Annotated in this window: 20 protein-coding genes; 5 read left to right on the forward strand and 15 right to left on the reverse strand. The window is 55.0% G+C overall.

All coding sequences use genetic code 11. The features are described from left to right. Nucleotides 1–86: 86 nt before the first annotated feature. The gene (gene ppa, locus LMS44_RS10145; protein WP_022523655.1) at nucleotides 87–617 is read right to left on the reverse strand and encodes an inorganic diphosphatase; all 531 of its coding nucleotides are present in this window, start codon (nucleotides 615–617) and stop codon (nucleotides 87–89) included. Nucleotides 618–887: 270 nt separating this feature from the next. Between ppa and LMS44_RS10150 the strand changes: the two genes are divergently transcribed. Continuing rightward, nucleotides 888–2,603, forward strand: coding sequence for a bifunctional protein-serine/threonine kinase/phosphatase (locus LMS44_RS10150; protein WP_009286572.1), 1,716 nt, complete (start codon nucleotides 888–890; stop codon nucleotides 2,601–2,603). Between the two features lie 186 nt (nucleotides 2,604–2,789). Here the strand turns inward: LMS44_RS10150 and LMS44_RS10155 are convergent, their stop codons facing one another. Both LMS44_RS10155 and rnt read right to left on the reverse strand, forming a co-directional pair. Continuing rightward, nucleotides 2,790–4,049 carry a 6-phosphofructokinase gene (locus LMS44_RS10155; protein WP_009286573.1) on the reverse strand — a complete coding sequence of 420 codons (1,260 nt, stop codon included), beginning with the start codon at nucleotides 4,047–4,049 and terminating at the stop codon, nucleotides 2,790–2,792. A gap of 200 nt (nucleotides 4,050–4,249) precedes the next feature. Beyond that, nucleotides 4,250–4,918 (reverse strand): ribonuclease T, encoded by a 669-nt coding sequence (gene rnt / locus LMS44_RS10160; RefSeq protein ID WP_009286574.1) that lies wholly within the window; start codon nucleotides 4,916–4,918, stop codon nucleotides 4,250–4,252. Between the two features lie 271 nt (nucleotides 4,919–5,189). On the opposite strand from rnt, the gene LMS44_RS10165 reads away from it, so the two are divergent. The 3 genes from LMS44_RS10165 (at nucleotide 5,190) to LMS44_RS10175 (ending at nucleotide 7,997) form a co-directional block, all read left to right on the forward strand. After that, nucleotides 5,190–6,410, forward strand: coding sequence for an argininosuccinate synthase (locus LMS44_RS10165; protein ID WP_027959286.1), 1,221 nt, complete (start codon nucleotides 5,190–5,192; stop codon nucleotides 6,408–6,410). A 75-nt stretch (nucleotides 6,411–6,485) separates the two neighbouring features. After that, nucleotides 6,486–6,815: an HlyU family transcriptional regulator gene (locus LMS44_RS10170; protein WP_022523652.1), complete on the forward strand. Its 330-nt coding sequence runs from the start codon at nucleotides 6,486–6,488 to the stop codon at nucleotides 6,813–6,815. Nucleotides 6,816–6,854: 39 nt separating this feature from the next. After that, nucleotides 6,855–7,997: a DUF294 nucleotidyltransferase-like domain-containing protein gene (locus tag LMS44_RS10175; protein ID WP_278370614.1), complete on the forward strand. Its 1,143-nt coding sequence runs from the start codon at nucleotides 6,855–6,857 to the stop codon at nucleotides 7,995–7,997. Between the two features lie 6 nt (nucleotides 7,998–8,003). Here the strand turns inward: LMS44_RS10175 and LMS44_RS10180 are convergent, their stop codons facing one another. From LMS44_RS10180 to LMS44_RS10200, 5 genes are all read right to left on the reverse strand, one after another. Then, the gene (locus LMS44_RS10180; RefSeq protein WP_498947245.1) at nucleotides 8,004–9,230 is read right to left on the reverse strand and encodes an EAL and HDOD domain-containing protein; all 1,227 of its coding nucleotides are present in this window, start codon (nucleotides 9,228–9,230) and stop codon (nucleotides 8,004–8,006) included. A gap of 97 nt (nucleotides 9,231–9,327) precedes the next feature. Then, nucleotides 9,328–12,072, reverse strand: coding sequence for a sensor histidine kinase (locus LMS44_RS10185; RefSeq protein ID WP_498947246.1), 2,745 nt, complete (start codon nucleotides 12,070–12,072; stop codon nucleotides 9,328–9,330). Between the two features lie 2 nt (nucleotides 12,073–12,074). Further along, nucleotides 12,075–12,284 (reverse strand): hypothetical protein, encoded by a 210-nt coding sequence (locus LMS44_RS10190; RefSeq protein ID WP_138800321.1) that lies wholly within the window; start codon nucleotides 12,282–12,284, stop codon nucleotides 12,075–12,077. Continuing rightward, nucleotides 12,284–14,344 carry a 3'-5' exonuclease gene (locus LMS44_RS10195; RefSeq protein ID WP_159176752.1) on the reverse strand — a complete coding sequence of 687 codons (2,061 nt, stop codon included), beginning with the start codon at nucleotides 14,342–14,344 and terminating at the stop codon, nucleotides 12,284–12,286. Before LMS44_RS10195 ends, LMS44_RS10190 begins: the two co-directional genes overlap by 1 nt. Then, nucleotides 14,341–14,715, reverse strand: coding sequence for a response regulator transcription factor (locus tag LMS44_RS10200; RefSeq protein WP_022523646.1), 375 nt, complete (start codon nucleotides 14,713–14,715; stop codon nucleotides 14,341–14,343). Before LMS44_RS10200 ends, LMS44_RS10195 begins: the two co-directional genes overlap by 4 nt. 384 nt (nucleotides 14,716–15,099) lie before the next feature. Here LMS44_RS10200 and LMS44_RS10205 point away from each other — a divergent pair, with 384 nt between their 5' ends. After that, a complete protein-coding gene (locus tag LMS44_RS10205) occupies nucleotides 15,100–16,233 on the forward strand; it encodes a tRNA-queuosine alpha-mannosyltransferase domain-containing protein (RefSeq protein ID WP_159176753.1) in 1,134 nt (377 codons plus the stop codon). A gap of 175 nt (nucleotides 16,234–16,408) precedes the next feature. Here LMS44_RS10205 and nth read toward each other — a convergent pair whose 3' ends face one another. The 7 genes from nth to rsxA form a co-directional block, all read right to left on the reverse strand. Beyond that, complete coding sequence (gene nth, locus LMS44_RS10210; protein ID WP_009286578.1) at nucleotides 16,409–17,047, reverse strand: endonuclease III; 639 nt, start codon at nucleotides 17,045–17,047, stop codon at nucleotides 16,409–16,411. A gap of 73 nt (nucleotides 17,048–17,120) precedes the next feature. Next, nucleotides 17,121–17,822, reverse strand: coding sequence for an electron transport complex subunit E (locus tag LMS44_RS10215; RefSeq protein WP_009286579.1), 702 nt, complete (start codon nucleotides 17,820–17,822; stop codon nucleotides 17,121–17,123). After that, nucleotides 17,819–18,478 carry an electron transport complex subunit RsxG gene (gene rsxG / locus LMS44_RS10220; RefSeq protein ID WP_009286580.1) on the reverse strand — a complete coding sequence of 220 codons (660 nt, stop codon included), beginning with the start codon at nucleotides 18,476–18,478 and terminating at the stop codon, nucleotides 17,819–17,821. Before rsxG ends, LMS44_RS10215 begins: the two co-directional genes overlap by 4 nt. Further along, on the reverse strand, nucleotides 18,475–19,524 hold the full coding sequence (locus LMS44_RS10225) for an RnfABCDGE type electron transport complex subunit D (protein WP_009286581.1): 1,050 nt from the start codon (nucleotides 19,522–19,524) through the stop codon (nucleotides 18,475–18,477). Before LMS44_RS10225 ends, rsxG begins: the two co-directional genes overlap by 4 nt. Further along, nucleotides 19,521–21,176 carry an electron transport complex subunit RsxC gene (rsxC, locus tag LMS44_RS10230; protein WP_053857062.1) on the reverse strand — a complete coding sequence of 552 codons (1,656 nt, stop codon included), beginning with the start codon at nucleotides 21,174–21,176 and terminating at the stop codon, nucleotides 19,521–19,523. Before rsxC ends, LMS44_RS10225 begins: the two co-directional genes overlap by 4 nt. Beyond that, nucleotides 21,176–21,763 (reverse strand): electron transport complex subunit RsxB, encoded by a 588-nt coding sequence (gene rsxB / locus LMS44_RS10235; RefSeq protein ID WP_022523642.1) that lies wholly within the window; start codon nucleotides 21,761–21,763, stop codon nucleotides 21,176–21,178. Before rsxB ends, rsxC begins: the two co-directional genes overlap by 1 nt. Nucleotides 21,764–21,775: 12 nt before the next feature. Further along, the gene (gene rsxA / locus LMS44_RS10240; RefSeq protein WP_022523641.1) at nucleotides 21,776–22,357 is read right to left on the reverse strand and encodes an electron transport complex subunit RsxA; all 582 of its coding nucleotides are present in this window, start codon (nucleotides 22,355–22,357) and stop codon (nucleotides 21,776–21,778) included. Between the last annotated feature and the right edge of the window lie 176 nt (nucleotides 22,358–22,533).

Raw genomic sequence — 22,533 nt, forward strand, 5'->3', positions numbered from 1 at the left:
TGCCTTAATCCTACGCATATAAAAAGACCGCCTGAAGGCGGCCTTTTATCCCATTGGCGGCAGAAAAATACACCGCAAGGAGATTGTTACGCTTTTTGATAGGCGGTTACGGACTTTTCAATCGCCTTACGCGCAGCGTCAGCACCTTCCCATGACTCAACCTTTACCCATTTGCCTTTCTCGAGATCTTTGTAGTTCTCAAAGAAGTGAGCAATTTGCTGGCGCAGTAGCTCAGGCAGGTCGGTAACTTCGTGGACATCGTCGTAGAGCGAGCTTAGCTTGGCATGGGGTACGCAGATCAACTTCGCATCTTCACCGGCTTCGTCGGTCATGTTCAGAATGCCTACCGGGCGCGCGCGAATAATGCTGCCAGGTTGAACCGGGTGCGGGGTAACCACCAAGGCGTCCAGCGCATCGCCATCGTCGGCGAGGGTATGCGGGATAAAGCCGTAATTGGCGGGGTAGAACATGGGAGTGGCCATAAAGCGGTCAACGAGTAGCGCGCCCATGTCCTTATCAATTTCATATTTGATCGGGTCGTGGTTGGCTGGAATTTCGATCACCACGTAAACGTCGTTGGGGAGATCCTTTCCAGCAGGGATATTATCGAAGTTCATCGTTGATTCCTTGGTAGTGCTGTGGCTAGAGTCGTGCCGTGGTTAGGCAAACGTGTCAGAGTCGTTTATGGCGGAGAATTATACGAACATGACTGCACGATTACCAATGCGACATAGGTTGGCCGCTAGTGATAATTCATGTGTCTTGCAAATAGGATGAATACGATAGAGACGTTTGGTGGGCATCGTTTCTGTTCCGCTGCGTGTATCATAGCGCTAATTGGTTGACAGTGATGTCCCTCGATCGAGTCGGCAGCCTAGGAGGATGACTTGTCGCACGCCCAGTTGCTCATTAGTTATGGTCAAGCGTTTGTCGCGCCCGATCGGCGCCTGCATCGCAGTTCAATGTCAGTTCGCTTTCCTGAAGCACCGCTGCTTCGCGCCAAAGGCGGCTGTGCGGTGATCAGCGACTCCATTTCACGCAATACCATGGCCAAACAGGCCGGTGATATCAGCGTACGCGGCTTCCTGGCCGACTACTTCTCCACCCCCGATCACTGGGACGTAAAAACCTCGGCCACCCGCGTACTGCGCGCGCTTAATAGCTGGTGCTACAGCCAAAGCCAGCATGTGAAAGAGGGTAGTTTTGTTTCATCCATGTCGGCGATGGTGTTTCGTGGCCGTGAAGCCCACCTGTTCCATATGGGCGATACACTGGTCTTTCGCTTACGGGGTGCCGAGTTTGAACAGCTAAGCCGCGACCATGTGACTGATTTAGGTGGCTATCGTTATCCTTCACGGGCACTGGGTCTGGATGGCAGCGTCGATATCGATTACACCCACATTGCGCTTAAGCAGGGCGATCTGTTTCTGTTCACTACCCAGGGCGTGCGCGGCACGCTGCTACCTTCCGACTATGTGCGCTTGATTCGCCAGGATGCCAGTGATCTGGATGCCGCCTGCGAGCGGCTAGCTGATGAGGCGAAGCAGCGCGCCCAGGAGCGTGGCTATGGCGGTGATCAGTTCTGCTTTCAGCTGGTACGTATCGATGAATTACCCGATGAGGTCGCCGAGCACCCGGGGCAGCTCTACGGTGATCTACCCATTCCCCCTGAGCTGGCGCCGGGTGAGCGTTTAGATGGCCTGGAGGTTCTCGCCGTGCTATCGCGAACGGCGCAGTCGCGGGTGTACCGTGTCCGTGATGTGCATAGCGAACGGGAAATGGTCATGAAAGCGCCCAGCCCCGAGCTCTCGTTGCGCAATGCCTATCTTGAGCACTTTCTGCTCCAGCAGTGGGTAGTGGAGCGGGTTAACTCCCCCTTTGTGGTTAAGGTGATGGAGCCATCTCGGCCACGACGCTACCTCTATTATCTGATGCAGCATATTGAAGGCGAGACGCTGCGGCAGTGGGCAGAGCGCCATCCTCAAGCCAGCCTGACCCAGCGCCTGGACATTGCCAATCAGTTGGGTAAAGCGGTGCAAGCGCTGCATCATCGGGACATTATTCATCAGCAGATCAATCCCGATAATATTTTGATCGACCCTCACGGCAAGCTCGTGCTCACCGATTTTAGTGCCTGCCATATGCGTGATGGGGAAGGGCATCGCCACTCAGGTGAGTTGCTCAGGCAGATTGGCTTTAACGAACACAGCGCACCTGAGTATGCCTTGGGCGACAGCATCGGTCGGCGTAGTGATCAGTACTCGCTAGCCTCCACTACTTACTGGCTATTGACCGGTGCGTTACCTTATACACTGACTCCCAACAGGCTGCGCAGCCATACCGACCTCGAAGAGTTGACCTATCGCAGCGCGCGAACCACCAATCCTGAAATCTCTCAGGAATTAGACGATGCACTACGCCGCGCCTTGGATCCACAAAGGGCGTTGCGGTTTAGGCGTATGTCCGAGTTTTTGCATGCGCTTAGGGTGCCGCTCGGGCGGCTGCCCAATCGGGAAGAGAGCCGCCAGGAGCCGCGGCGTTTCTGGCAGGGTGTGGCGGGAATTCTGTTATTGCTGTTAGTGCTTTCCTGGTTGCTACGCTAACTCCAAGTAGTAAAGGTAGATAAATAAGATTATGTCATTGCGAGGAGCGAAGCGACGCGGGAATCTAAGTGTATTGTGGCAGCCAACCCCGAGATTGCTTCACTGCGTTCGCAATGACATAAGGGTAGGTCATTGCGAGGAGTGAAGCGACGAAGCAATCTCAGTTCGCAATGACCGGTGATCCGTTTACAGCGTAAAAATGGGCAACTTGCGTTCTGCTTTGGCCAGTTTCAGTTTGGCGACTTTGGGTAGGCCATTCTCGAACGGTGGGAAGTCTTCGCCCTGAATCAGCGGTGAGAGGTAGTCCCGGCAGGTCTGGGTAATGGCAAAACCGTTTTCGCTAATAAAGTCACGGGGCATAAACTTCTCTTGGTTGGCCACCTGGGAGAGCGGGGCAGAGATCACATCCCACTGGTAGGGCGCCTGAGAGATGCGACGAATGGCGGGCATCATGGCGTTTTTACCCGCCAGCGCCAAGGTTACTGCTTCGCGACCCACCGCATAGGCTTGTTCAACGTCGGTTTTAGATGCCAGATGACGCGCCGCGCGCTGCAGATAGTCGGCCACTGCCCAGTGATACTTGTAGCCCAAATCCTGCTTGATCATACCGGCAAGTGTTGGTGCCACGCCGCCAAGCTGGCGGTGGCCGAACGCATCGGTGTTACCTGCATCGGCCAGGAAAGTGCCATCTTCGTAGCGAGCGCCTTCAGAAACCACAATAACGCAGTAGCCATACTGTTTAACGCTTTCTTCAACCCGTGCCATGGCCGCTTTACGGTTAAAGGGGATTTCCGGGAAGATAATCATATGCGGCGGCTCGCCTTCGGCTTCGCCGGCTAAACCACCTGCAGCGGCAATCCAGCCCGCGTGGCGGCCCATCACTTCGAGCACAAATACCTTGGTGGAGGTAGCGCACATGGAGGCGATATCCAGCGATGCTTCCAGCGTTGAGGTGGCAATATACTTGGCCACGCTGCCAAAGCCCGGGCTGTTATCGGTAATCGGCAGGTCGTTATCGACGGTTTTAGGCACGTGGATAGCGGTCAGCGGATAGCCCAGCTTCTCGGAAAGTTGAGAGACCTTTAAGCAGGTGTCGGCGCTATCGCCGCCGCCGTTATAGAAAAAATAGCGAATATCGTGGGCTTTGAAGACTTCGATCAAGCGCTCGTACTGGGCACGGTGGGTGTCAATATCTTTGAGCTTATAGCGGCAGGAGCCAAAAGCGCCGCCCGGCGTATGGCGCAGCGCTGCAATTGCCTCATCGCTCTCCTGGGTAACGTCGATAAGGTCTTCCGTTAAGGCACCGATAATGCCGTTATGACCGGCGTAAACCTTGCCAATTTGATCGGGGGCTTGACGGCAGGCTTCGATAACGCCGCAGGCGCTGGCGTTGATCACGGCGGTGACGCCACCTGATTGGGCGTAAAAGGCATTATGCTGGGCCATGGAAACGTCTCATCTCCTAAAAACGGATAGTTTTAATCGATATATTTATCACCGCCAAATACCCGCTACCCGGCATTGTCGGTGCTAAACCAGATTGCTGTAATGGGGCGAAGTTTAGCGTAAAGCCTGGTTCTCTGCATCAATGGCTCTCTGCATTAGCGGCTCTCTGTATCAGCGGCTACGCTGTTGACGGCGAGGTGTTAATCCGCACCGTCCATCTCTTGCTCGCGCTGGGCAAGCTGCCAGCCACCCAGGTCTTTATAGCGATTAACCATTGCGCAAAACAGTTCGGCAGTGCGCTCGGTGTCATAACGAGCGGAGTGAGCGGCTTTGTTGTCAAACTCGATGCCTGCGGCACGACAGGCCCGGGCAAGCACCGTTTGACCATAGACCAGGCCTGCAAGGGTGGCGGTATCAAAGCTTGAGAACGGGTGAAAAGGATTGCGCTTAATGCCGCAGCGATTGACCGCCGCATTCAAGAAGCCCTGGTCGAACGCCGCATTATGGCCGACTAAAATAGCGCGCGTGCAGTCGTGGGCTTTGATCGATTTACGAATCGGGCGGAAAATTTCGCCCAGCGCTTCAGACTCGCTCAGCGCCACCTGGCGACGCAGAGGGTCGTCCAGGTTGATACCGGTAAAATCGAGCGCAGACTGCTCTACATTCGCGCCCTCAAAGGGCTGAATGTGGTAGGCATAGGTGGCATCAGGAAGCAGGTTGCCCTCCGGATCCATGGTCAGCGTGACGGCGGCTATCTCGAGTACAGCGTCGCCTTGGGCATTAAATCCCCCGGTTTCTAAATCAACGACCACAGGCAGGTAACTGCGAAAACGTTGGGCCATTAATTCGCGGGCAATAGCCTCGCTCATGCAGCTCTCCTTGGTTTAAAGCGAGTAATAGTAAAGCGAGTCATCAGTCAACATCAGCGGCAAACCACCGCTTTGAATGGAGAGATTCTAGCAGCTTTAGCCCCCAGGCGTCGTTGACGGTATTCGCTGGGCATTGAGAACGCTATACTCAACGTCAGTCTCAACGGTTTACTCCAACGAGCTATCAAATACGAGCTATCACATTCGCCAGGCGCTAGTGGCAAGGGTAGTTTTTACTAATGAATATCTTATGGTCAACGAGGAGCAAAGAATGTCCGATGTCAAAAAGGTTGTGCTGGCATATTCAGGCGGCCTGGACACATCCGTTATCGTTAAGTGGTTGCAAGAAACCTACAACTGCGAGGTAGTGACCTTTACTGCCGACATCGGTCAGGGCGAAGAAGTCGAACCGGCGCGAACTAAAGCGCAAGCGCTTGGCGTGAAAGAGATTTACATCGAAGACTTGCGTGAAGAGTTCGTGCGTGACTACGTCTACCCGATGTTCCGCGCCAATACTATCTATGAAGGCGAGTACCTGCTGGGTACCTCTATCGCTCGTCCGCTGATTGCCAAGCGGTTGATCGAAATTGCCAATGAAACGGGTGCTGACGCTATTTCCCATGGTGCTACGGGTAAAGGCAACGACCAGGTGCGTTTCGAACTTGGCGGCTATGCCCTGAAGCCTGGCGTAAAAGTGATCGCCCCTTGGCGGGAGTGGGATTTAACTTCCCGCGAAAAGCTAATGGCGTATTGCGAAGAGCATAAAATTCCGGTCGATTTTTCTAATAAAAAGAAAAAATCGCCCTACTCAATGGATGCCAACCTGCTGCACATCTCCTATGAGGGCGGCATTTTGGAAGATCCCTGGGCCGAAGCTGAAGACGATATGTGGCGCTGGAGTGTCTCTCCTGAAGCCGCGCCCGACCAGCCCACCTATGTTGAGCTGACGTTTGAAAAGGGCGATATCGTGGCCATCGACGGCGAGCCGTTGAAAGCCCATGAAGTGCTCGAAAAGCTCAACAAACTGGGTGGCGACAACGGTATTGGCCGTTTGGATATTGTTGAAAACCGCTACGTGGGCATGAAATCTCGTGGCTGTTATGAAACGCCAGGGGGCACTATTATGTTGCGTGCTCACCGTGCCATTGAGTCGCTCACCCTAGACCGCGAAGAAGCCCACCTAAAAGATCAGTTGATGCCGAAGTACGCAGAAGTGATCTACAACGGTTACTGGTGGAGCCCTGAGCGTCGCATGCTGCAGGCGGCCATTGACGAGACCCAAAAGAATGTAGCGGGTGTCGTGCGTATGAAGCTCTACAAAGGCAGCGCTACCGTAGTGGGCCGCAAGTCCGATGAGTCGCTGTTTGATGAATCAATCGCTACCTTTGAAGATGATGCTGGCGCTTACAATCAGAAAGATGCCGAAGGCTTTATTAAGCTAAACGCGCTGCGTTTGCGCATTGCCGCAGGCAAGGGTCGTAAGCAGAGCTAATTAAGCGCTGATAAAAGCAGCTTATATCTTGCAGGGTGGCCATCTCCTTGCCGCCCTGCAAGCAAAGGAGCCATTATGCTTAAGAAATTATTTTCCGGTCTCTTCGGTAGTGATCGTCAGGCTGAGCCAGGTGCTACCACCAAAGCTGCTGAGCCGGTGGAATACAAAGGTTACGAGATTGTCTCTCAGCCAGACAATCAGAGCGGTCAGTACCGCGTCAGTGGCTGGATTCGCAAGGCCGACGCCAGTGGTGAAACTCTTGAGCACCGCTTTGAGCGTTCCGATATGCTCCCAGGGCGAGAGGCCTGTGATGCCATGATGATCACCAAAGCGCAACGCTATATTGATGAAGTAGGTGAAGCGATGTTCGAGCCAGACCCGCGCAGGGCAGGCGAGGGCGAGTAGCAACAACGCCATCATATCATTCTAGTAAAGGAGAGGCGTATGCGTTTAGTACACCAAGCCTCACCCTGGCGCTCTCTGTTCCATGAGGATGGAACGCTTAATGCCTCGGCGCTTAATGCGCCGTTAGATCATCTCTTCTCGAAACTCTTCTCTACATTCCCCTCGCCGCAAACCTCATTAGCTGACGTCTATGCGTGGCAACTGCCGCTGGTCGAAACGTTGGTGCATTATGATTTACCCGCCTGGCGTATTAGCCAAATCATCAGCGACCACAATGCTTTACTTTATCGTCAGGCTATTGCGCAATCCCTGGACGAAATGCAGGCGCAGGGGTGGGGCGCTCCGCCAGTCGACTACTGCATACTGCTACTAGGTTCCGCGGCGCGTTTTGAGAGCCTGCTAGGCCCCGACCAGGATAATGCGCTGATTATTGACGATTATCCTGACCATCGCCACGTAGAGATCGACGGCTACTTTCAAGCGCTGGGTGAGCGGTTTACCCAGCGCCTGGATGAGGCCGGTATTCCGCTCTGCAATGGCCATGTCATGGCGCGATGGCCGATGTGGCGCAAACGGCTGAGTGAGTGGCACGCGCAGCTAGACATTTGGAGCGCTGACCGCCGGGTAAAGCGCGTACAACAGACTAATATCTTACTCGATTTTGCCCCGATCGCTGGTAATCCGGCGCTTGCTAAGCAGTTGGGTGAGAGCATCGCTTCGACACTTCCCAAAGCGCCACTGTTTATGGATGAAATGGCGGCGCTACTGGATGAGTTGCCGGTGGCGCTGGATCGCTTTGGGCGGCTTGCCTCAAGCCCGGGCCTGGATGCCCCTCACGAACAAGCCCTTAATCTTAAGCATCAAGGCTTGTTGCCGTTGATTAGCGCTGCACGCTTACTCTGCTTGCGGTACGGACTGCGCGATATACCCACACGCGAGCGATTGATCGCGCTAAGCCATGCAACGGATGCGCTAACGTCGGCTGAATCGGCGTTGCTTGTAGCCGCTTTTGAGCGACTGCAGCAGCGCCTATTGGATCAGCAGCGGTATAACAAAGCTCGCGGTCAGGCTGCAGATGGCTGGGTTGACCTGCGGCGCCTGCGCGAAGACGAGCGATTACTGCTGAAGTTTGATCTACAGCAGATTAAACGTTTGAGTGCTAGCGCTCAAAGCAGCGTATAAAATAAATCAGCTAGCGTCGGTATAAACAAGCGAGCGCGCTTTAGAAGCCGCTTGGAGCATGACGTCGGATGGAAAATCTAGAGGAGAAAATTGACTCTCTGCGGCCTCCACATCATTAAGTAACTTACCTAATGAGCCTATACGCTGATTGATAGCATCTTCAATAAAGCGCCCAAGCCTGATTTCATTCTTCATGAGTTCGGCACTAATCCCCAGGATGGTAGGCATTAGCGAGAATAAACCCGCGATAAAGCTTTCCTGTTCATCGAGTCTACGTTGGTCGGCCATCATTTCACATGCAAATGCCCGGGTTAACCCTTTGATAAGGTTAAGTTTGCTCACAGGGCTGTTGTTAGCGAGCATAACAATGGTAACCAGGGTACGTAGCTCCCTCAGCCCTATAATATGTAAACAATCAATCAGTTTCGTCGTGGGACGACGTGAGCCCTTCTCCGCGGAGTTTGCGCGCTTGAATATTGCGCTCAGTAAGTAAGGATCCCTAGCCACTAACGTACTGATTTCAGAGAGACGCACATTGTCACTATACAGTGCGGAGAGTAGCTGCATTTGATTGGCGCGTGACGTTGAGAGACGAGCTGTTTGAGTTAGTTGGGTTTTGGGGCGCTCATAAAAATAGCCCTGGAAAAGAGTAAAACCTAGCGCTTTACACTGCTTGAACTCTTCCTGTGTCTCAACTCGTTCAGCCAGAAGCGTAATCCCTTCTTTGTGTAGCTTTTTTATTAGGTTTTTAGGTAAGCCGTTGGATATGTCAAATTTGACGATGTCGCAGAAGGGCAGAAATGCATGGTTATGTTCATCTAGGATAAAATCATCTAACGCTAATTTATACCCTTGGCTTTTAATGTAGTGCAAGGCATCAATAACTTCTTTAGTAGGCGAAGTATCCTCGAGAACCTCAATGACTATTTGTTGACTAGGTAGCCCAGTCAGGTCTGGATTGGTGAGCCAGTCTGCAGAAGCATTAATAAACAGCTGGCGTGTGCCGCAAAGTTTATCCAGGCCAATTTCATAGACAGCAATAGCACATGCTCTGGCGGTGGCTTGGACATTATCAAAAACGTTAGCAGTCTGATTCGTTTCATTAGCCCGATAAAGAAGTTCATCGGCGACATGACGTAGCTGAGCATCCACTATTGGCTGGATCGCAATAGTGTACTCATTTGTGTTCGCTTTTTGAGGAAGGTGACACTCATTTTTCATCGGCTCATCCACGACATGCTTCTTTAGGCGAAAGTAGAACTCTGGAGTAAAGAATAACTTAGTTTTAGTGAGCAAGGCTAGCCGTTGTCACCAATAAGGAATCAACGCTTTATGTTGGAGGCGCAGCGGGGAGTTCTAGCGTTAAGCAGGCACCGCCTAAGGTTTTAGCATCTTCGACCCAAAGCCGTCCCCCCAGGTGGGCGATAATGCCCCGGCTAATCGGTAGCCCTAAGCCACTGCCCCTTGGCCGACCACGGGGAATATCATCGCCTTGCTGAATTTGATGGAATTTTTCAAATACCCGCTCACGCTCATCTTCGCTAATACCCGCACCGTTATCCTCTACACTCAGACGGAAATGACGCCGATGACGATAAAGCGTGAGGCGCACTTTTGGCTGCTCCCGATCGGCAAACTTACCCGCGTTATCAAGCAGGTTAATAATCACCTGTTCTAAACGGTCATGATCGCCAACCACCATCGCAGGATCAGCTTCTAAGCTAACGTCTAGCACTATGCCGCGCTCCTCATGCAGATGCGCAATAGCATCAATGCTATGCCGAGTCAAGGCGACAAGATCAAGAGGAACGGGGTTAAGCGTTAAACGGCCGCTCTCCAGACGGGCAAGATCCAGAATTTCTTCAATTAAACGTGACAGGCGCTGGCTCTCGTGGACGATCACGCCAAGAAAATGCTGACGTTTTTCATCAGGCAGTTGGCTGCTATCGCGCAATATTTCGGCAAAGGCGCGAATCGAGGTGAGCGGCGTGCGTAGCTCGTGGCTGACCATGGCGACAAACTCATCTTTCAAGCGATCCAGCTCACGCAGGCGCTCATTGGCACTACGCAGTTCTTCGCCAATTTGCACCAGCTCCTGAGACTTCTGCTCCAAGCGGCGGTTGTACTCCAGAGTTTGTGAGGTCGTGTCCAGAATGCTCAGAATCGACTCAATATCCAGTGCTTCGCCGCGTACCACCGAGTTGATCAATACTCGCGCTGAGGAGCTACCCAACGCCCCCGCCAGTGCCTGTTCGGCGCGAGTAATCAGCTCCGCGGTGGCGGGCTCGTCCGCTGCATAAGCGCTTTTGGCTCCGCTATGGCTAAATACACGGCGGGTGGTCGGGGTGCCAAGATAGCGAACGAGTAGTTCTTTGAGTGCACCCTGGGTAGTTTGCCCGCGCCATAGTGATGTAGATAGTGAGGTGGTTTGCAAATTGGGGTGCATCGCTTCGGTGAACAGTGCCGCCTGGGTTTGCTCAAGGGGCGTGGGGCGGGTAAATAGCGATACACCCACCAATAACCCCACGTTGGCCAACATGCTCCAGAGCAACGAATGGGTGTAAATATCCCAGTTCTCCAGACCGAATAAACCATAGGGCATCAGCCAGGCAATTCCCCAGGGGCCTTCAGTGAGCAGCGAAGCATCTAGCCAGCCGGACTGGGCAAACCCGGGAAGCAGCAGCGTATAACACCAGATTAAGAAGCCGGCGATTAAGCCAACAGTGGCGCCTTGGCGAGTAGCGCCGCGCCAATACAGGCCAATTAACAGCGCCGGGGCGAACTGGGCCGCTCCGGCAAAGGAGACCAGCCCAATCGTCACTAAACTATAGGAGTCACCAATCAACGCGTGGTAGAGATAGCCAAGCAGTAGAATCAGCACGATAGCGATGCGCCGAATACCCAACAGCCAGCCGGCAAGCTCCCCTTTGGTACTCAGGTGCAGGCGCCGTGAGCGCAGCAGCAGTGGCATCACCAACTGATTGCTAACCATAGTGGAAAGCGCGATTGTCTCCACAATCACCATGCCTGTCGCCGCAGACAAACCACCAATAAAGACCAGTAGCGGCAGCCCTTCTAAACCAGCTGAGAGCGGCAGCGTGAGTACGAAGCTGTCTGGATCACCTGCGCTTACGCCTAACAGCAGGCCAGCCAGCGCAATGGGAATAACGAACAGATTAATCAGCAGCATGTAGAGGGGGAATAGCCAGCTTGCTCTGGCTAAGTGCTGCTCATCGACATTCTCCACCACCAATACCTGGAATTGGCGAGGCAGAGTTAAGAAGGCCAAAAAGGCCAGCACCAGCATGCCCACCCAGCCGGTGACCCCACCAGGAACACTATTCAACCGCATGCTATCGACAAGGGCCGGCGTGGCCGCTACCTGGGCAAACAGCGCGGCGGGGCCTTCAAACATCACAAACACCACGAACACGCCAACGGCCATAAAGGCTACCAGCTTAACGATAGATTCCACGGCGATCGCTGCCACCATGCCTTCATGGCGCTCGCTGGCATCCAGGTGGCGTGTGCCAAACAGAATAATAAACACCGCTAACACCAGGGCGACCCAGAGGGACTTATCCATCCAGAAGTGTTCATCCAGCAACGTAGTGTCGGCCGCGCGGGGATAATTGATCAGTACCGCATGGCTAACAGTGATGGCTTTTAACTGCAGGGCAATATAGGGGGTGATGCTAATCAGCGCCATTAGGGCAACCAGTGCGCCTAAACTGGTGCTTTTGCCGTAGCGGGCACTGATAAAGTCGGCAATTGAGGTGATCCGTTGCCGCGCTGCAATGCGCACCATCTTGCGTATAACAAAAGGGGCCAACAGCATCGCCAGCGTCGGCCCCAGATAGATGAGCATAAAACTGGGGCCATACTCAGTGGCGCGCCCTACGCTGCCGTAGAACGTCCAGGCCGTGCAGTAAACAGCAATAGAAAGGGCATAGACCGTTGGCGAGCCAATGATGGAACGACCCTGCTCTGCCCGCCGGTCGCCCCAGGCGGCGACCACAAACAGCAGCGCCAAGTAGCCAAAAGCGGTGCCGAGGATAATCGCCTCACTACGCATGGTTAGCGGCCTGCACGCTGTTCCATCAGCCAGGCGGTTAAGCCGATCACCCCAGCCCAGGCGATAAATAGATAGAGCGGTAGCCAGCCCACGCTAAACGCGGGAAGGCGATCCACCACGATAATCAGCGGCGGGCAGAACAGTAGTAGGGCAATCGCCACCAGAGCCATTAGGCGCTCTGTTTGGCGTGATTTCATACCGAAAGGTTTCATCAGGCGCTGGCATCCTGTCGGTCGAAGGCGTTGGCTTGCAGCGCTAACAACTGCTCAAGCGTATCGACGCCGCGGGCTTCTAAGCGTGGCAGTAGGGCTAGCCATAGCTCGGCGGTGACGCGGGCATCGCCTAATGCAGTGTGGCGTGTCCCTGGTGGAAAAGCCAGATCGTAGCGCTGGGCAAGGCTATCCAAATCATGCCCGTCGAGTGCTTCGTCAAGTGCCCGTGAAATCAGCAGGGTGTCGATCACAGGGATATCAAAGGCGACCCCTTTGTGGCTAATGGCAAGTAGATCAAAGGCGGCATTATGGGCCAGCAAGACAGCTTCGCCGACATAATCACGAAAGCGGGTAAGCACAATATCCAGCGGTGGCGCACCGATCACATCGGCATCGGTAAGGCCGTGAATCGCGGTGCTAGCCGGCGGGATCGGCCGCTGCGGATCAACTTTTTGATCGAAGACCTCGCTTGCCAATAAACGGGCGTTGACCACGCGGCAGGCGCCAAGACTGATGACGGTGTCGCCTCGGCGTAGCTCAAGCCCGGTGGTTTCCGTATCAAAGGCGACTATTTCCAGGCTGCGCAGTGTTCGGCTGGCCAGCGCTTCATCTGGTGGAGGCAGGTCGGCAATGCCAAAGTCATGGAATTCAGGGCGCGGCGGGGCGGTTTCGCGTGGGGCGCCGACGCGCTCCATGGCGGGCAGGGGGAGTCGCAGGCGTGAATGAACGCCGTCATCGTCGGCAAGGCTCCAGATGTCGCTGGCGTGTTGACGCAGCACATCCGCGACGCTTGGCGTCAATGGCAGGGAGTTTAGCGGCTGCTGGCGCCACTCCGCCAGTTCGTGTTCAGGGATTGCTTTGCCACGCCAAATAAGGTCGAGATAGACGCGCTTATTGCCCAGGCACATCTCACCCTCAAAGCCACTGTCAGGCAGATGGGTATTGAGGTGTTTGACTAAAGAGTCGAACAGCGCAATGAGTGCCGGAGCGTCGCCTTTAAACCAGGCTGGCATGCCCACCGGGGTGATTAGGCGGTGCTCCGGATCAAGACGCTCATCCAACGCTTGCCAGAAATCGTTTGACCACATGGGCGTCAAGCGCTCGCCCTGGTGTTGCATGTCGTCGAGTAGCTGGCCGATTTTAGCCACGTTGTCGCCAAGCGTAACGCCTTCCTCGTGGATTACCCGCTCAAAACGCTGGCGTAAAGAGGATGTACTGGCGTCATTTTGATCGCGCAGCTGTATCAGCGCATCAGCAGCGCTGGTCAGGCTGGCGGTATGCTGGCGAAGCGGGGTCAGCATGGCCGCCAGTTCCGCTCTAACGCCCATTTCGCTCGACCAAGAGGCGGTGGCGTCACTAAAAGTCAGCAGTGTTTCGCCATCGCTACCCGGTACGCGGCGTAAAATGACTTTGAGCCAGCGGTCATCACAGGGAGCGAGTAACTCCCGCGGGGAGCCGTCATTAGGCAGTTGACCGAGCATTTGCTGTAAGCTTACTACTGGCAGCAGCGCCTCCAGGCGTTTACCCAGCCCTAACCCGGTATTACCCTCAAAGAAGTCCTCGGCTGCCTGATTGAACAGCATGAGCCGGCGGTGGTGATCACACAGTAGCAGCGGTGTTTCGAGCACTTGCAGCAGCGTTTCCAGCTCCTGACGAATACGTGCAGCGCTGCGGGCGCCGTCAGCGTGGGCAGTGGCAAGGCGACTGCGATCTGATCGCCAGCTTTCGCGTACTCGACGTAGGTCGGGCCCCAATCCTTTTAACCAACCTTCGGGTGGGTGCTCGTCTCGGGCGTCCGGGTTGGCGACCAGGCGTGCCAGCTGCACCTGTAAATGGCGCAGCGGGGTAAACAGCATGCGCTCAAGCAGCAAACCGACTAAAAAAATCGTCGCGCCACCGGAGAAACTGCCTAGCCAGAGAGCGATGCGCGTTACGCCTGTGGGAGCAAGCTTGGCATCCAGCCAAGCGGCGAAAATGGCTCCACCCAGCAGGCTGATGCCGCTAAGTAGCAACCAGAGGCCAATCAGGCGCTGACGCTTGGGCAGCCCGCCTCGGGTCATGGCTGCTCCTCAATCAGTAGCGCTTTGACTTTTTCGACCAGCGACTGAGTAGAGAAGGGCTTGGTGATGTAATCATCGGCGCCCAGCGCCATGCCTTTTTCCCGCTCAACGTCACGCCCGTGAGCGGTCAACATAATAATGGGGAGCTGGGCGGTAGCCGCTTCGCTCCGCAGTCGCTCTAAAACGTCAAAACCGCTAATCCCCGGCAAGCTAATATCAAGTAGCAGTAGATCAGGCTGGCTATCATTCACTCTTGCCAGGGCCTGTTCACCATCTTCGGCAGTGACGACCTCAAACCCTGCTTGCTCCATCAGGAATTCTAGCGATAAAACAATGTTGGGTTCGTCATCGACGACGAGCACTTTAGCCATGGAGCTCTCCTGCTTTTATTTGTTTTAACGTTTATTTGTTTTAAAGCTGCATGGATGCAGTCTAGATAGATCTAACAGGTCAGCCAAGACGACCTTGGCCGAATGCATGCAAGTTCAGGGTGCTATTGCAAAAGAGCTAGGGTTTGCACGAAAAGTCGGCGAGCGAAGACTAGACAAGGCAAAAATCAACGAGAAAGCGGAGTTTACGGGGTGTAAATGAGCATTTCGATCGGACTCGCGCACGAGGCGATTTTTAACGCAGTATTGTCGAGCGCAGGCAGTTTTCGTACAAAGCCTAGTAAGCGCGCTTTGTTACACTGCACACCTCTGTGCCATTGCTTAACATGTTATGGCGTTCCACTGATCTGGCTGTTAGGGCTGTAAATGCGCGTTCTCCTGTTATCTGCCTACGAGGCGGTGAGCCATCGCTACTGGGCACAAAGTTTAATGGCGCAGCTTGAGGAGGTGTCGTGGACGCAGTTGAGCCTGCCGCCACGACATTTTGCTTGGCGTATTCGTGGCAATCCGCTGAGCTGGATGCTCAAAGAGCACGATACTCTCAGCCAGTCGTTTGATGTAGTGCTAGCCACTTCGATGGTTGATCTGGCAACGCTGGTAGGGCTGTTCCCGCATCTGGGTCGAGCAAAAAAGGTTGTCTACTTTCATGAAAACCAGTTCGCCTATCCTGAGTCGAGCGATCAAATGCCACAAGTAGAGGCCAAAATGGTCAATCTCTATACGGCGCTGGCGGCGGATAGCGTGGTGTTTAACAGCGCCTATAACCGTGACTCCTTTATTGATGGCGCGCGAGCTTTTTTGAAAAAAATGCCGGAAAACCTTCCGGCAGCTAAGCCATTAGAAGCGATACGCGAGCGGGCTATGGTATTGCCGGTGCCCATTCCTGATAGCACAGCCCCTGAAAACTTAGCACCTGAAAACGTAGAGCTTGAAAACTTAGCATCTAAAAACTTAGCACCTTGCCAGCAAACGGCTTTTCAAAAAATGGTGCCACAGCGAATTATCTGGAATCACCGCTGGGAGTATGACAAAAATCCCGACGACTTCTTCACCGTGTTGTTTGCGTTAAGCGAAGCCGGTGTAGCGTTTGAACTGGCGGTGCTTGGTCAGCGTTTCCGCCAAGTCCCCGCTATTTTTGCCGAGGCCGAGCAGCGCTTAGCCAAGCATATTGTGGCTTGGGAGCCACAGCCGGAGGAGGCCTACCGTGAGTTGTTGGATAGCGCGGATATTGTGGTTTCGACCACTTGGCATGAATTTCAGGGGTTGGCGATCATGGAGGCGGCCCAGCGCGGGGCGTTGCCGCTGGTGCCTGATCGGCTCTGCTTCCCGGCGCTTTATCCGCCTGCCTATCGCTATGACGGTACCCGGGAAGGGCTTTACGACCGGCTCAGTGCTTGGCTTAACGATCCAGCGACTCGCCCTGAACTACTTGATACTACCGCTTGGGAGTGGCCCGCTTGGCGTGAGGCTTACCGCCAGTTGCTGATGAGTTCGACTTGATGGCCTAGCAGCCTGTCGGACTTAACACTGATCTACTGCGAATCCCGGTATTTTGGCCAACTTTATTCGATCGATTTCGTTAAATAGCGCGCTATTCGCCTCAATCGATCGATAAATTTGGCTCAAAATCCGTGCTTCTCGCGACGATCGGTCAAGCCCGACAGGCTGCTAGCCGTTAAGCAAGTTCGGTTTTGTCTTTATAGTCGCACAGATCCTCGATAATGCAGCTACCACAGCGGGGTTTGCGCGCGATACAGGTGTAGCGGCCGTGCAGAATTAGCCAGTGGTGAGCATCGTGCAGAAACCCTTTTGGCACATGGCGCAGCAGTTTTTGCTCCACCTCAACGACATCTTTGCCTTTAGCGATGCCGGTGCGATTGGATACCCGGAAAATATGCGTATCCACCGCCATGGTGGGCTGACCAAATGCCGTGTTGAGAATCACATTGGCAGTTTTACGGCCTACGCCGGGTAAGGCTTCCAACGCTTGGCGGGTGTCGGGCACTTCGCCACCGTGCTGATTAACGAGGATATGGCAGGTTTTCATCAGGTTTTCGGCTTTGGTGTTGTACAGGCCGATGGTTTTGATATGCGCTTTAAGCTCATCGATACCTAAATCAATGATCGCTTGGGGTGTGTTAGCGACCGGGTAGAGCCGCGCCGTGGCTTTGTTGACGCCTACATCGGTGGCTTGAGCAGAAAGCAGTACGGCAGCCAGCAGCTCAAAGGGCGTGTTCCAATTAAGCTCGGTGGTGGGGTGCGGGTTCTCTGCCTGAAGGCGAGCAAAGATTTCATGACGCTTTTGGGCATTCATGGCGGGTCTCTTAATAAATACGCGTTATAAATACAAGCAGTTGCTTACATGTGTACTTTCGGCATCTTGCCAACTATTTAATCGTGCCGGTAACCCGTACGCGGCGCTCAGTTCGGGGTGCTGCCGCGACTGGCTTGGCACGGGCAGCATTGCGTTGATCGATAACGTTTTTCAGCGCGATTAACAGGCCCGCCACAAAGAACGCGCCGGGCGGCAGCACGAAAAACAGGAACTGGTAGTCGTCGGCAATCGTCAGCTGCCAACTGGCCGCTTGCGGCCCAAACAGTAGCGCCATATCGCTAAACAGCGTGCCTTGGCCCAGCAACTCGCGCAGAGCGCCAAGTAACACCAGTACCGCAGCAAAACCCAACCCCATCATAAAGCCATCAATGGCCGCTGGAAGCACCGGCTGGCGGGAAGCAAATGCATCGGCTCGGCCAAGAATGGCGCAGTTGGTCACGATCAGCGGAATAAAAATCCCCAATACCTGATAGAGCGGGTAGGCGTAGGCGGCCATGAGCAGTTCAGCGCAGGTAACAAAAGCTGCAATTACCATTACGAAAGCGGGCAAGCGCACCGCGCTGGGCACCTGGTGACGAATCAGCGAAATCGCCGTGCTGGCGCCTACCATTACCAGTAGCGTAGCCAGCGCCAGCCCCAGCGCATTGACGACATTTCCACTCACGGCTAGCAGCGGGCAAAGTCCCAGCAGTTGCACCAGCGCGGGGTTATTCGACCAAAGGCCGCTTTGGGCTAGTTCGCGCCACTGGCTCATAAGGTGGGCTCCTCAAATGACATCGGTAGCGGTGTATCGGCGGCGTACTGAAGCGCTTTATGGACAGCGTTGACCACGGCTCGGGGCGTAATCGTTGCACCGGTGAACGCATCAAAGTGACCGCCATCTTTAGCTACCGCCCAGCCTTCTGGTGGCAAGCTATCTAACCTTAAACCATTAAACCGGGTGATCCAGTCGCTGCGGCTGCGCTCAATGTCATCGCCTAGCCCAGGCGTTTCCTGGTGCTGGGTAACGCGCACGCCGCTGATACGCTGGTGCTCATCAATGCCAATCAGTAGGTGGATTTTGCCGTTATATCCCTGGCGGGTTACCACCGGCAAGATCACTGCGCTGCTTCCGTTTCGGCTCGGGTTATTGTTCTCGCTGCCACTTACCCACCAGCCTTGGCTATCACTCGCCAGCCCTAGCGCTTGTGGGTTGGGAAGGGTAAAGGTGCTCTCCAGTACCTGGGTGACGGGGGTATTCGCCAGCGCTTGGGGCAGTACTTCCTGCAACTGGCGGTGTTGGTAAGCCAACTGATGTGTCTCTATACGTTCGGCGGTTAGCGCGCGGGTAAGCGCGACACTGCCGGCGGTAATCAGTGCAAAGGTGCCCAGCGCGAAGGCGCCACGCCGCATGGCCTGGAGCAGCGTCATGGCTGTTCTCCTGGCTTACCCGGTGAAGCTTTTTGCTGACCAGTGGGCCGCGGCACGCTATATATATCCAGTAATGGTACGCACAGGTTCATCAGTAAGACCGCAAACGCCACAGCATCGGGGTAGCCGCCAAAGGTGCGAATAATGATAACCAGCGCACCGATCCCCGCGCCATAAATAAGTTTGCCGCGTTGGCTGGTGGCAGCGGAGACCGGGTCGGTGGCAATAAAGAACGCCCCGAATAGCGTTGCCCCGGTGAGCAGGTGAAACAGCGGTGAAGCAAAGTGGCTGGGGTCGCTGAGATAAAACAGCGTGTCCAGTAGTACTAGGCTGCCAAGCATCGCGATCGGAATATGCCAACTAATAATCCGCTTCGCTAACAACACCACACCACCTACTAGCCAAGCAAGTGCTACCCATCGCCAGGCAGTTAGGGTTCCATTCGGCAGTGGGTTAGCCGCCCAAAACTCGCTGGCAAGCACGGCGTCCCCTTTGTGCTTAAAAGCATCTAGCGGTGTTGCGCCGCTCAAACTATCTAGTTGGGCGGTCGGTAGAGTTCCGGTGATTTGCGCCCATAAATCATTAGGTAGCATTTCCTGGGGCGGTGCCCATAGCGTCATGTAGGTAGGAAACGACACCAATAGCAGCGCATAGCCCACCATGGCGGGGTTAAACGGGTTATGCCCCAAGCCGCCGTATAGCTGCTTGGCGACTACAATTGCCGCGATCATACCCACGCCGACAAGCCACCAGGGGCTAGCGGGTGGCAGTGACGTGCCCAGCAAAACGCCGGTAAGCAGGGCACTTGAGTCATTCAGCGTCACACGAATGGGGCGCTTGCGTAGCCGTAGCACGGCGGCTTCAAGCGCAATACCAAAAGCGGCGGCTAACAGTACATTGCTGATAACTCCAAGGCCAAAGAAGTAGCTCATGGTGGCGATGCCTGGCAGGGTTGCTGCAATTACCCAGCGCATTAAGCTTGCCGTTGGTGGCACCGCGGTTGCCGTCATGGCATCTTTAACGCCTGAGGCGTGCATCATGCTCATGGCGACTCCTCGCTAGACTGCTGTTCGCGCGCCTGGGCAAGCTGCAACTCGGCTGCTTTCAAGTTCTCCTGGGCGGTGGCAAGCTGCATTTCTAAGTCATCCAGGGATTGTTTAGGATCTTCCTGAGCGACGCGCGCCAGGGTTTTTTCAGCCTTTTTGACCGATGCTTTGGCGGCGGCATGGGCGATGCGCAGACCGCGTAAGTCGACCTTTTCGCTGTTGGTTGCGGCAGTGTTAGAAGGGCGCCGCTGCTGCGCCTGGCGGGCTTGCTTGCGTGCCTGTTTCTCAGCCTCCTCCCGAGCAAGCCGCGCTTGGCGAAACTCAAAACGGTGCTTGGCGTGCTCCGCTTTTGCTGTCTCAATTCGCTGCAGGCGTAACCGGCTTTTAGCTTCCCGGTAATCCACCACGAGCGGAATATGGCTGGGGCAGACGTAGCTGCAGGCACCGCACTCAATGCAATCAAATAGGTGGTAGCGCTCAAGCTTGGCATCATCCTGAGCGCGGGCGTACCAGTGCAGCTGTTGGGGCAGCAGTGCTACCGGGCAAACGCTTTCACACTCACCGCAGCGAATGCAGGGCGATTCTGCTGGGGGCGGCGGTAACTCTTCAAGCGTGGCCGCGATTAAGCAGTTGGTAAGCTTAGTGACCGGCGTATCGAGCGTTAGCAGTGGCGCGCCCATCATGGGGCCACCTTGAATCACTTGGTGTAACTCTGGGGTATTTAACCCTGCCTGCTCCAGCAGCTCTCTAACCGATGTGCCCAGACGCACCCAGCGATTGCCGGGCTGGGTGATGGCCTCTCCAGTCAGCGTGACCACCCTGGAAACCAGCGGCTGACCATCGCGCACTGCGTGTAGTATCGCCAGTAGCGTGCCTGGGTTGTGGCACAGCACGCCAACATCAGCAGGCAGCCCGCCACTGGGTACGTTGAGGTCTAGCAGTTTTTTAATCAGTTGTCGTTCGCCGCCGCTGGGGTAGCGGGTGGCGATCACGGCCAGCTCGACGGGGACTGGCTGACTATTGGTTAGGGCTTGCTTCAGCGCGTCAATGGCCTCGGGTTTGTTATCCTCGATGCCAATAACGATATGCTGCGCGCCACACAGTTTGGCGATTATCTGTGCGCCTTCAAGCACCTCGTTAGCGTAGTGGCGCAGGGTAAGATCATCGGCGGTGATATAGGGCTCGCACTCGGCGGCGTTAATCACCAGGGTGTGAATCGTATGTTGTTCGACCACCCGCGCTTTAATATGGGTGGGAAACCCGGCGCCACCTAAGCCGACGATGCCGCTCTCGTTTAAACGCTCAAGCAGCGCGTGGGGTTCGACATTTTGCCACACCAATGGTGGCAGTCTAAGCCACTCATCTTGCCCGTCACCCTCAATGCTGATTTGGGTAGTGCTAACCTCGCTCACCGTACCGCTAATACTGGCGTGCAGGGCACTAGAGACCATACCTTCACGTTTGGCAATCACGCTGCCCACTTTTACCGCATTTCCTTGCGCCACACAGGGCTTCGCTGGCTGACCGCTGTGCTGCTGAAGGGGGAGAGTGACCCGGCGGGGCAGTGGCGCTTCAATCAGCGCGGATTGGTTTGAACGCTGTTTGCGTTCGGGGGGGTAAATCCCTCCCGGGAAGTCAAAGGCGTTCGACATCAAGACACCCCTGAAGCGGGTTGGCGGTCGCTGGCAATCATGTTTGATGAGTGCGCCACTACCGGCTGCCACTGGGTGAGCGGGGCTGAGCGTGGCAGCATATCGATACAGTCCACGGGGCAGGGGTCAAGGCAGAGATCGCAGCCGGTGCACTCGTCTTCAATCACGGTATGCATTAATTTAGCCGCGCCGATAATCGCATCGACCGGGCAGGCCTGGATGCACTTGGTGCAGCCAATGCACTCCGCTTCGCGAATAAATGCCACCTTGGCTTCGCTTTGCGCTTCGCCATCCAGGGGCTCGGGGTCGCGCCCGAGAAGATCGGCAAGGGCGTGAATCGTCGCTTCGCCACCCGGAGGGCATTTATTCAGCGCATCACCCTGGTTAATGGCTTCAGCGTAAGGGCGGCAGCCTGGGTAGCCGCACTGGCCGCACTGGGTTTGCGGCAGTAGCGCATCAATTTGCTCAACTAGCGGGTTATCTTCGCGCTTAAAGCGCTCGCTCACCAAGCCCAGCAGGGCGCCAAAACCGATACCCAAGCCGGTTAATACCGCGACGGCGCTGAGGATTCCAATGATGCTATTCATTGCGCGCTGCCTTCATCCCTGCACCAACCCTGAAAACCCTAAAAATGCTAACGACATAAGGCTGGCGGTGACCATAGCAATCGCGGCGCCTTGGAAGGGTTTGGGAATATCCGCCCCCGCTAAACGTTCGCGCATCGCGGCAAACAGCACCAAAATAAGCGAGAAGCCCAGTGCTGCGCCCAATCCATAAAGGATGGTGTGGAAAAAGCTTAATTCACGGTTTAACGACAGCAGGGCTACACCCAATACCGCGCAGTTGGTGGTGATCAGCGGCAGGAAAATGCCCAGCACCTGGTGCAGCAGCGGACTCAGTTGGCGCACCATGATTTCGGTAAACTGCACCACGGCGGCGATCACCACGATAAAACTAATGGTACGCAGGTAGGTTACATCCAGCGGCACAAGCAGGCCGTGATAAACCACGAAGCTAGCGGCCGATGCCAGAGTCAGCACAAAGGTAGTGGCCAGGGACATGCCCATGGCCGACTCCAGTTTATTGGAGACGCCCATAAACGGGCATAGGCCCAAGAACTGAACCAGTACGAAGTTGTTGACCAGGGCAGTGCTGATCAAAATGATAAATAACTCACTCATGACAGCGTATTGTGCGAAGAAAAGGCGGCGCTGGCTAGTGGGAGGCAAGGAAGTTTGATGTGTGAAAAACCTATGCAGGAGGAAGTTTGAATAAAATTGCCGCTATAATAAAAATGCAAAGGGCAGAGCGCTTTTGAGTCTCTGCCCTTTAACCTGCTTACCGCTTATGCGACGGG

This window comes from Halomonas profundus, from assembly GCF_020865425.1.
GTDB classification, from domain to species: domain Bacteria; phylum Pseudomonadota; class Gammaproteobacteria; order Pseudomonadales; family Halomonadaceae; genus Vreelandella; species Vreelandella titanicae.